Below are 10754 nucleotides of genomic sequence, written 5' to 3' on the forward strand. Positions count from 1 at the left end.
TTTATAAACTATAAACTCTAAACTCTAAACAGACTTAACTACCAATTTATGCATGTGCGCTAATAAGCTCTTTGGCATTAGCTCTTGCCATTTTACTAATGTTATCGCCTGCGAGTAGTCGTGCAATTTCATCAATACGACCATCTTTTGAAAGTTTATTCATTTGCGTAAAGGTTTCGCCATTTGCAATTTCTTTTGCTACAAAAAATTGTTGATGCCCAGAGCTAGCAACTTGCGGAAGGTGAGTCACACAAATAACTTGAGTTGATTTACCTAGTTGGCGTAAAAGCTTGCCGACAGCAGAGGCGGTTGGGCCTGAAATCCCCACATCTACTTCATCGAAAATCAGTGTAGGCGTAGTAACACGTTGAGCAATAATAACCTGAATAGCTAAACTAATACGTGATAACTCACCCCCAGAGGCTACCTTAGAGAGGGCTTGCATTGGTTGACCTGGGTTCGTCGACACCAAAAACGAAACCGTATCAAAGCCCATTGCACTTGGTGCTTTATCGGTAGTTTGTTGAATATCAATCGCAAATTTGCCGTTTTCCATAGATAAATTCGCCATGCTATCGCTGATTAGCTGATTAAGTGTCTCAGCGTAACTATGACGGCTTTCACTCAATAGTTGAGCTGCTTGTTTGTATTGCTTAAGGGCAGAGCTAATTTCGCTTTCAAGAGCAACAAGGCGGTCACTGTTATAGCTGATTGATGCTAATTCTTCTGCAATCGACTGATGAAATTTAACAAGCTCTTCAGGTTTTATGTGATGTTTACGGGCAAGGTCCATAGCACCTGCTAAGCGGGTTTCTACTTCATCTAAACGGGCAGGATCTAAGTCAGTAACATCAACATAGCTGCGAATTTCACGACTTGCTTCTTCAACTTGCACTGCAGCTTCACTTAGTAGTGATGCAATACTTGATAAGCTTTCATCGTAGTTCGCAAGCTCAGCAAATTGCTGTGCGCTGTGTTGCAATAACGAACAAGCACTTTGTTCATCACTTTCGTATAAGTGTTGTAGCTCACGTTGGCATGACTCTAAGATGGTTTGACTATGGCTTAACTTGTGATGCTCAGCTTCAATCTCTTCAAACTCGCCAGGTTGCAGGGCAAATTCATCTAGTTCAGCTACTTGATATTCAAGTAATTGCTTTTGAGCGGCTTGTTGCTGTTGTTGTTGCTCAAGCTGGTTAAACTCTTTGAGTAATGCTTGGTAGGCTTTATAGCGTTCTTTAACATCAGCTAATAATTGATTGTGGCCAGCATAGGCATCAAGCAGATGTAATTGATGTTCAGCTTTTAATAAATGCTGATGGGCATGTTGTCCGTGAATAGAAATTAAATACTGACCTAACTCTTTTAACTGTGCAGCTGTAACTGAGCTGCCATTAATATAGCTCTTGCTGCGGCCATTTTTGCAAATAACACGGCGTAGTAAACATTCGCCTTCACTGTTTGAAAGTAAATGTTGCTCTAAAAAGTGTTGGGCAAGAGGGAGTTGGCTAATATCAAATTGTGCACAAATTTCTGCACGATCAGTACCTGGGCGAACAGCACCAGCATCAGCGCGTTCGCCTAAACATAAAGAGAGGGCATCAATTGCAATTGATTTCCCCGCACCTGTTTCACCTGTAATGGCTGTCATACCATTGTGCCACTCAGTACTTAAATTACTTACAATGGCAAAGTTTTTAATTTCTAACCCGATTAACATACTGTTTATCCATCCAGCTAATTAACTGTTAATTTATACAGTGTTTTCGGGTTTTGCAAATTAAATTTTTAAGCTTTGCTTAATTCTGACAGTTGATTTTGTAGTGTGGAATCATCTGGCGCTTGTGTGCTCTGGGCTGGCAGCTGATCGTCTTGTAAATCCACTGGAGGCTGATATTTAATTACTTCAATCAGTGATGGTAGGGCTTCTTGGTAAAACGATTTGTTATATTCAATGCCATTGTAAGGTAATTCAGCCATAAAATATTGTAGTCTGTCTGCAAGCTGATCAATCTGCTCAGGGCTTTGTGCTTTGCTGGCTTCCATAATGATAGTGTTGAGCAGTAAATCGCTAATGTACTCAAGGTAGGTCAGGTTTTCTTCATTATGAGCTTGAACAACAAAATAATTGCTGGTGATCATACTTAAGCGTTGAATATTCTTCGGACGAATTATCTTACTTTCGCTAAAATCAATTAATTTATCCTTAAAGTCATTGTTGATTTTTTTTACTCGCTGATTAAAGTGTTTTTTTTCAGCTTCAATAGCTTTACGACGGTTGCTCTCAACCATCCAGTAGCAACCTAGTAAGGTGATCAGTAATAATAGAGCAAGAAAAACGATATAGCTCATTTTGCCTTATAATCCTTAAAAAAATACAGCATTAAGTTTGATTATTTTGCGCTAATCACTGCGCCTTGGCAATCATTTAAGATAAAAAAGCCGCTTAAAATAAGCGGCTTCCCCAGTTTAACTTTTTTCTCAGTACGTTGTAGTAAGAGTACTCTTTTGGATGTATTAAACGCAGTCTTTTATCTGCTTTTTTTATCACCACTTCATCACCAGGTAACACAGCTAAAACTACATGACTGTCGCAGCTGACTTGTAAGCTATCGGTATTTTCAAGACTAAGTTTTAAGCGCACTTCATTATCCGCATCAACCACAAGGGGACGGCTTGATAGAGTGTGCGGGAACATCGGAACGAGTGAAATTGCGTTCAGCTCTGGAGTTAAAATAGGACCGCCACCAGAAAGTGAATAAGCTGTTGAACCCGTTGGCGTTGATACAATTAATCCATCAGAGCGCTGTGAAAACACAAAATCGTTATTAATAAAGGCTTCAAACTCAATCATATGAGCAACTTTATCGGCATGGAGTACTGCTTCATTCACTGCCAAGTTGGCACTTTTGAGTTCGGCATGCCGATATACTTCAACTTCAAGCAAAAAGCGCTTTTCTTCGAGGAATTGGCCACTTAATACTTGTTCAAGGCTGGCTTCGAAACCTTCTGGATTTAAGTCGGTTAAAAAGCCTAAGTTGCCCCGGTTTACACCAATTACGGCGACATCAAAACGCGCTAAAACTCGAGCTGCACCAAGCATATTGCCATCACCGCCGACGACTATGGCTAAGTCTGCACGTTCACCTAAATCTACCAATTTAACTAGGTTTTCAGCAGGTACGTCTTCAAGCTGGCGGCCAGTGCGTTGTTCTACTAGTACTTCAAATCCTAACGCACGCAAGAATGTGTGCAAGCGACCAAGTGTGGCAGCCGCGGCACTGTGATTAGGTTTGCCAATTAGACCTATGGTTTTAAACGGTGAATCCATGTTATTTGCACTTAAACTTTCATATCGCTAGATTACATTAAAAATTAATGCTTTGAAAATAACTTGAAATAAACTTGATGCGCCCAAATATCCACTGGCAAGAAGCTAAATGAATAAATTATGAAATTAAATCCGCGTGACCAACAAATTTTTTCAGCTGTAATGAGCCTTTACTGTAATGGAGAAGGTCAGCCTGTTGCCTCAACTCGTATTGCCAAACAAAAAGGTATGGCAGTATGTTCAGCTACAGTGCGTAATGCAATGGCACGGCTTGAAAAAGTGGGCTTATTATATTCGCCCCATACGTCAGCAGGCCGTGTGCCTACCAATGCAGGGTTTGATTATTGGCTCACAGAGTTTTTTGCTCTGCCTGAAATCGCAACATATTGGCAGCCTGAACAAGCACAATTAGTTGAGCTTGCCCATGGTTTAAGTCAACGCTATAAAGTGTGTTGCTGTGTGGGATTACCTCAAGTCAGCTCACAGCTGGTTTTCCGAGTAGAGGTGCTAGATTTTGATGGTAGTAATTGGCTTATTCTATTAATTGATAGAGCAGGGCAGAGCCATAATATTTGTATTACCAAACCTGAAGACTCATCTGATGCCGTTCGCTATCAGTTTGCCACTTGGCTCAATACTGTATTTAGCCAGCAAACCTTAATGGAAGGTTTATATCGTATGCAGGCAATGGCAGGCACTGCACCACATAATTGCCATGACTCACTGACACAATGGACTCGGCAATTAAGTCAAAAGCTTGGTTCAGACAATAGCATTGTAGTGGGTGAAAACTACCTTTACCGCCAAGTTGATTGCCAGACCAGTTTAAATATAGGTGTATCATTTTTAAATTTTGTTGAAGATAAACTCGCATTTAAAAATGGTTTATCGGTTTTAAATACAGAACAATTACCATTTACAGATTGTAATGAACTGATGGTGATCAGCGTTCCATATTTTAATAACCATGAATACCAGAGTCGATTTTGTGTAATTTGTCCAAAATCAGCGCAAATAGAAGCAATCATCCAAGAATTTAAGTTAATCGGCTCATCAGCCTCTTGAATCTTTTAATTCAATCCCCATAATTACCGCAGTTGTAAAGAATTGGAGCATGTAAGCTATGTCTGAGCAGACAAAATCACCAGAGCAAGAAGTTGAACTAAACGAAGAATTTGAGCAAATGCAAGCTGAAGTAGAAGCTGCAGAAAAAGCAGCTGAGCAAGTTGATGGCGAAGAAATGAGCCCTGAAGCTGAAATTGCATTACTACACAGCGAACTAGAGGCAGCTAAACAAACGATTAACGACCAAAAAGACAGTGTTGTTCGTGCTGCAGCAGATGTTGAGAACATGCGTCGTCGTGCCGCTCAAGATGTAGAAAAAGCGCATAAGTTTGCACTTGAAAAGTTTGCTAACGAATTACTACCAGTTATCGATAACCTAGAGCGTGCTATTGAGTTTTCTGATAAAGAAAATGAGCAGCTTAAGCCTGTCCTTGAAGGTATCGAGATGACAGTTAAAAGCTTTAATGATGCAGTATCAAAATTCGGTGTTGAAATTGTTAACCCTCAGGGTGAGCAATTTAATCCTGAATTCCATCAAGCAATGTCAATTCAGCCAAGCAATGATGTAGCACCTAATACTGTTCTTGCAGTAATGCAGAAAGGTTATACATTAAATGGCCGTTTATTACGTCCAGCAATGGTTATGGTATCGAAAGAAGCTGAATAAGCTTTAAAGAGATATAAAAAATGCCTGTTAATTACAGGCATTTTTTTTGATAGCAATCGTGTTAAGTTACCGAACATTTAGCTCGCTAGGATGGTTAAATATTTAAGTCGATTGGTATCGTTTTCGATGCCAAAGCTGCACTAGTAAGATAAGTATCAGTGCGCTGAACATCATCGCAGAAAATGGAATGGCACTTTGAGGGTGAACAAAGGCAAGGATAGGACCAACTAAAGCGCCACTGCCGAATCTTAATGTACCAATAACGGCTGTTGCAGTACCTGACTTTTCCTCAAACTGCATTAGTATCAATGAGTCTGCATTACTCGCTACAATACCTAAGCTCATCATCAGTGGTGCGATGCTTGCAACGATAAAATACAATGATAAATGCATCACACTGAATAACAGTAATGCCCCACCAGAAACGAAGCCAATGGCAAGGCCAATAAATAAAAGCTTACGAGAACCCAAGCGCGGCACTAAACGTGTATTCATAAAGTTACCGAACATTAAAGCCAACACGTTAAAGGCGAATAACACCCCGAACAATTGCTCATCTACTTTAAAAAAATCGAGATATACATAAGGTACCGATGTTAAAAAGCAAAAGAATGCAAATGAGGCAAACATTGAGCTGGCAATATCGGCAAGGGCGCTACGACGGGAAAATACCGTTTTATAACTATTAAAGAACAGTGCCAAGCCACGTTGCTGACTCTTAAAGATTGGAATATCGATTAAATGAATTTGCACTAAAGCTAAAATTGCAAAGCTATAGACAGCTAAGGTAATAAAAATGACCTGCCAGGTTGAAATACCCATGATCAATGAGCCAAGAGTAGGAGCAATGAGCGGGGCAACCATCATGATCATTGATACGTAAGACATACCCTTGGCGGTGTTTTCTCGATAAATGTGGCGAATAATACCCGGCACAACGACCGTTGCAGCGGCGCCAGTGAATGCTTGTACCGCCCTGAGAGATAAAAATAATTCGATATTAGAACAAAACGCCAGTGCTAATGAGCTTATACCAAATAGTGCTAAGCCAACCTTAGCGAGTAATCGCCTGCCAAGTTCATCGGCTATCGGGCCAAAAAAAAGCATACCAAGGGCATAACCCGCTAAATAAATACTGAGTGATATTTGCACATTTGGCATGGTTGTTTGTAGGTCGTTAGCAATTACCAACATTGCCGGTAAATATAAATCAATTGCCAAAGGCGTAATCGCGACAATACTTGCCAGTAAAGGCAATAAAATGCGTTTATTTAAAGTCTCAGGGGAAGGCATTGTTTACTCATTCATCAAACATTAGGTCACTATTGTAGCAGTGTGAATCACTGTGGTGAACTTAGTTTGCCTGCTAAGTAAAAGAATTAACTAAATAATAACAACTGAGTGGGTGATTGTTCATTTTCATATAAAATTAAGCAATGCTTTGCTATATTGATCAAAATTACACTAAGTATTTGAAGGACTAGTATGAAAAAGTTAATCATGGCAGTGTTAGCCACCGCTGTTTTAGCTGGCTGTAAAACCTCTCCAACAGGGCGCACGCAAATCGCGCTATATTCAGACCAACAGATGAGTCAAATGGGTCAAGCAAGTTTTGCTGAAATGAAAAAAACGCAACCTGTTAATACTGATCCAAGTGTCAATGCTTATGTGAAGTGTATTGCTGATGATGTTATTGCAGTTTTACCTAACGAGTATGCAAAGCAGTCTTGGGAAGTCGTTGTGTTTGAAGAAAATTCAGCGAATGCATTTGCATTACCTGGTGGTTATATTGGCGTTCATACAGGTTTATTAAAAGTTGCTGTAAACCAAGACCAACTTGCAACAGTATTAGGTCACGAAGTAGCACACGTTATTGCTGAGCACTCTAATGAACGTGTATCACAAAATGCACTGTTACAAACAGGCCTGCAAGTTGGTGGTGCAGCACTTGATATGGGTAATGTGCAATATCGCGGCGAAATTATGCAAGCTTTGGGGTTAGGTGCCCAATTTGGTGTAGTGCTGCCGTTTAGCCGCTCACATGAATCAGAAGCAGATATTGTCGGCCTAGATTTAATGGCAAAAGCAGGGTTTAACCCAGAGCAATCAGTATCGCTTTGGCAAAATATGAGTGCAGCAGGCAGTAGCGGCACCCCAGAGTTTATGTCGACTCACCCAGCACCGGGTAACCGAATTAAAGAGCTACAAAAGCATATGTCGGATGCATTAAAAGCCCAAAAAGCTGCTAAAGCAAAAGGCAAAAACCCACAGTGTAAACTGTAATAAAAATTATCTAGGAATTAAAAAAGCCTGTAGTCTAGCTGACTACAGGCTTTAATTTTTTCAGCTTTCAGCTTATTAGAACGTCCACTCAACGTGAAGTTGTGGTACTGATTCAGTTGTGTCTGTACCTAGTTTGTTGTGCCAGTATTGCCACTCAAGGCCTAGCAGTAGCGTATTTTCTTTCATGCTCATTGCGTGACCTAAATCCCACGTGATGATTGGCTGCGCTAAAATCCACGCTTTAACATCTTCGCCAAATTCGTTTTCACGCTCAGCAATGTATTCAACATGGCCCGTTACGTTGAACTTTTGTGAGCCGATAGTGAATGGGTAGCCCCATGCAACATCAATCATCCAGCTATTTGTTTCAGTGGGGGCACCACCGCGTGCTACGCCTTCACTGTCATCGATATAAGCGGTAAATAAAGTAGATAAAAAGCTAAAGCCAGGTGCCTGCCAGCTAAGTTTTACACCTGGTAAATACTTAAGAACTTTAGAATCGCCTGCAGCATTAAAACCTGCAGTTAAACCTACATCAGCAATTGCGCCGTATGAGAAGTCACTGTCAGAGATTTTTGATAAGCTGAATGTTGAGTACCACTCGCCGTAAAAGTCTTTATCTTGATAGCCATCCTGACGGTCGTCATTGCTGTAATCAATAAAAAAGAAGTTATCGCCATAGTCGTAACCAGAAGCGTGTTGCAATGAAACAACCGTGGTATTTGACTTAGTTAATGAAAACGGATTTTTGTGTTCACCGTTATTAACGTGTAATTGCGTAGAGCTCCAATTAGCGGCATAGCCTGAAGTACTTACTGCACATAGCGCAGCAACAGAAAGGATCTTTTTCAAGTTCATATCTCAATATTGATGGTGTAAAGGGGATACAAAGGGAGGATTATAGCAGATACGCCCTAAATTGGGCGTATCTTGGCAAAAATTATTTAACTTAAGCTTTATTCCGACGTAAGCAAATTACAGCCACAGCTGTAAAGGCAAGAATAAAGCAGTAGTAAGATGAAGTAGACACCTGCCAAGGGCTAATTTTGAAAGTCGCACCGAGAAGTAACGCTTGTGCGCCATAAGGTAGTGAGCCTTGTGTTACACAAGCAAAAATATCAAGTAAGCTTGCTGAACGCTTACCAGTAATTTCGCCATCATCCGCTAATTTTTTAGCAATTGGGCCTGCAACAATGATTGATACCGTATTATTAGCAATACATAAGTTACTGGTCATCACCAGTGCCGCAATACCTAATTGATCCGCGACCTTACGGTGCCATTTTGCAATGATTTTCGTAATTGCTTGAATTTTGTTAGCAATATAATCAAGTCCACCATTAATACGGATAAACTCTGAAAGGCCACCAATAAACATCGATAGCAAGAAAATTTCCTGCATATCAGTAAAACCTTTATAGACATCCTTAACAAAACTGGCACCTTCATAGCTGCCAGTAAAGCCCATTAGGGCAGCGAAGATAATACCGCTAAACAGCACCACAAAGACGTTAAAGCCCATTACTGCGAGTACTAAGATAAAGGCATAAGGTAACACTAATAAAATATCGAAATCTTGTGTTTCTACAGCTTCAGCTGCAGGCGTTAAGAAGAATAACAAACCGATAGTTAATGCTGCAGCGGGTAAGGCAATTTTTAAGTTCTCACGGAATTTATCTTTCATTTCACAGCCTTGCGTACGGGTTGCAGCAATAGTTGTGTCAGAGATGATTGATAAGTTATCACCAAACATTGCACCTGATACAATCGTGCCTGCCATCAATGATGGATCAATGCCTGTTTTTTGGGCGACTGCATAAGCAATCGGGCCAATAGCACCGATAGTCCCCATTGAAGTACCCATTGCAGTCGACACAACCGCAGCGATTAAAAATAATCCAGGTAGTAATAAAGCTGGCGGAATAAGTGATAAACCCGCATTAACAACGGCATCGACACCACCCGTTGCACCTGCAACGGCAGAAAACGCACCGGCAAGCAGATAAATCAAACACATAGTGATGATGTTGCTATGGCCCGCACCTTTAATAAAGGTTTCAACACTATGGTTGATGGTATTTCTATTTAAGATAAAAGCCAGCATGATGGCAGGTAAAATTGCCACAGGGGCAGGCAATTGATAGAAGGCGTAATCGACACCTTGAGACTGTAAGTATAAGCCAGCGCCTAAAAATAAGCCGACAAACACCAAAAGCGGCAGCAAAGAAAGTTTTGCTTTTGTTTTATTAAATGATGGCTGCATCATATTCCTCGTTAGATAACCAATAACACAGCCAAATACTTCTTTTAGCTGTATTTAGTTGCCTGCATTCTCAAAAGACAATGCTGTTGCAACAGCGCCCGCAAGCCAAAGACCAAATCGGCGCAAAGGAAGAAGTTTAAATGTATAGATGGCTAAATGCAAAGACTATCTGTTATTATTGTTGTTCTATTAATAAATCTAAAATTAGCTCTGTATTTTTTATAAGCTAACCTGACTATTACATGAGTTTTCGATAAAATCCAGCCAGCTAAGAAGAATAGATAAGGTAACTATATGAACCGCATAGGTGTATTTGGCGCAAACGGCCGCATGGGACTTGCACTTTTAGAAGCAGTCTCAAAAAAAAATGACGCAACATTAACGGGCGCGTACGTGCGTGATAACTCGCCACTTTTAGATATAGCGGTTAATCAATTAAACAGTGCTGCATCAGCGGATGTATCATTTAGTAAAGAAACAGAAGTAAAAGATGCTGATGTATTAATTGATTTCACCTTACCGGCAGGAATGCGCAACCACTTGCAAACAGCGGTCGAAAAAAATATCGCAATGGTAATTGGTACCACGGGCCTCAACCAAGATGATATTGATGCCCTCAATGAAGCAGCGAAACACATTCCGATTGTTTTTGCTCGCAACTATAGCGTAGGTGTGAATTTACTGCTTAACTTAGTGCAGACTGCGGCTGTGAAGTTTGGTGATGACATGGACATTGAAATATTTGAAGCCCATCATCGTCATAAAATTGATGCGCCATCAGGGACTGCATTGGCAATTGGTGAAGCTATTGCCGAGGCAAAAGGCTGGCAGCATGATGAAGTCGCGCGTTTTGATAGAAGCAATGACGAACACGCAAAATCGCAAAATGAAATCGGTTATTCGGTCATGAGAGGCGGAGATATAGTAGGTGAACACACCGCATATTTCGCAACTTCTGGCGAAAGGCTAGAATTAACTCATAAAGCAAGTTCAAGAATGACCTTCGCGTTAGGTGCTGTAAGAGCTGCGGGCTGGTTGAAAAACAAACCAGCTGGACTTTATGACATGCAAGATGTGCTTGACTTGAAGTAGTTTAGTTTCTTTTTTGGCAGTTTCAGTGAATTTTTAGTTAATAACGCTTATTT

Annotated in this window: 10 protein-coding genes; 4 read left to right on the top strand and 6 right to left on the bottom strand. The window is 40.6% G+C overall.

The annotated features are described in order from the left end of the window. Positions 1-46: 46 nt before the first annotated feature. From recN to nadK, 3 genes are all read right to left on the bottom strand, one after another. Positions 47-1720 (bottom strand): DNA repair protein RecN, encoded by a 1674-nt coding sequence (gene recN, locus L1D46_RS17880; protein ID WP_130051283.1) that lies wholly within the window; start codon positions 1718-1720, stop codon positions 47-49. A gap of 68 nt (positions 1721-1788) precedes the next feature. Next, a complete protein-coding gene (locus L1D46_RS17885) occupies positions 1789-2352 on the bottom strand; it encodes a hypothetical protein (protein WP_239977984.1) in 564 nt (187 codons plus the stop codon). 94 nt (positions 2353-2446) lie between these two features. Further along, the gene (gene nadK, locus L1D46_RS17890) at positions 2447-3331 is read right to left on the bottom strand and encodes an NAD(+) kinase (RefSeq protein ID WP_130051285.1); all 885 of its coding nucleotides are present in this window, start codon (positions 3329-3331) and stop codon (positions 2447-2449) included. 120 nt (positions 3332-3451) lie between these two features. On the opposite strand from nadK, the gene L1D46_RS17895 reads away from it, so the two are divergent. Further along, on the top strand, positions 3452-4396 hold the full coding sequence (locus L1D46_RS17895) for an HrcA family transcriptional regulator (protein ID WP_130051286.1): 945 nt from the start codon (positions 3452-3454) through the stop codon (positions 4394-4396). Between the two features lie 58 nt (positions 4397-4454). Then, positions 4455-5063 carry a nucleotide exchange factor GrpE gene (grpE, locus tag L1D46_RS17900; RefSeq protein WP_054551515.1) on the top strand — a complete coding sequence of 203 codons (609 nt, stop codon included), beginning with the start codon at positions 4455-4457 and terminating at the stop codon, positions 5061-5063. A gap of 102 nt (positions 5064-5165) precedes the next feature. On the opposite strand, the gene L1D46_RS17905 is transcribed toward grpE, so the two are convergent. Continuing rightward, positions 5166-6356 (bottom strand): Bcr/CflA family efflux MFS transporter, encoded by a 1191-nt coding sequence (locus L1D46_RS17905; protein WP_130051287.1) that lies wholly within the window; start codon positions 6354-6356, stop codon positions 5166-5168. A 192-nt stretch (positions 6357-6548) separates the two neighbouring features. On the opposite strand from L1D46_RS17905, the gene L1D46_RS17910 reads away from it, so the two are divergent. After that, positions 6549-7346, top strand: coding sequence for a M48 family metallopeptidase (locus L1D46_RS17910; protein WP_178927117.1), 798 nt, complete (start codon positions 6549-6551; stop codon positions 7344-7346). Positions 7347-7421: 75 nt separating this feature from the next. On the opposite strand, the gene L1D46_RS17915 is transcribed toward L1D46_RS17910, so the two are convergent. Both L1D46_RS17915 and L1D46_RS17920 read right to left on the bottom strand, forming a co-directional pair. Next, positions 7422-8204 (bottom strand): nucleoside-binding protein, encoded by a 783-nt coding sequence (locus tag L1D46_RS17915; RefSeq protein WP_130051289.1) that lies wholly within the window; start codon positions 8202-8204, stop codon positions 7422-7424. A gap of 91 nt (positions 8205-8295) precedes the next feature. Then, the gene (locus tag L1D46_RS17920; protein WP_130052276.1) at positions 8296-9609 is read right to left on the bottom strand and encodes a Na+/H+ antiporter NhaC family protein; all 1314 of its coding nucleotides are present in this window, start codon (positions 9607-9609) and stop codon (positions 8296-8298) included. Positions 9610-9903: 294 nt separating this feature from the next. Between L1D46_RS17920 and dapB the strand changes: the two genes are divergently transcribed. Further along, on the top strand, positions 9904-10701 hold the full coding sequence (dapB, locus tag L1D46_RS17925; RefSeq protein WP_167657803.1) for a 4-hydroxy-tetrahydrodipicolinate reductase: 798 nt from the start codon (positions 9904-9906) through the stop codon (positions 10699-10701). Positions 10702-10754 lie beyond the last annotated feature (53 nt).

The sequence above is a fragment of the Pseudoalteromonas sp. Isolate3 genome (assembly GCF_022398505.1).
Lineage (GTDB): Bacteria > Pseudomonadota > Gammaproteobacteria > Enterobacterales > Alteromonadaceae > Pseudoalteromonas > Pseudoalteromonas apostichopi.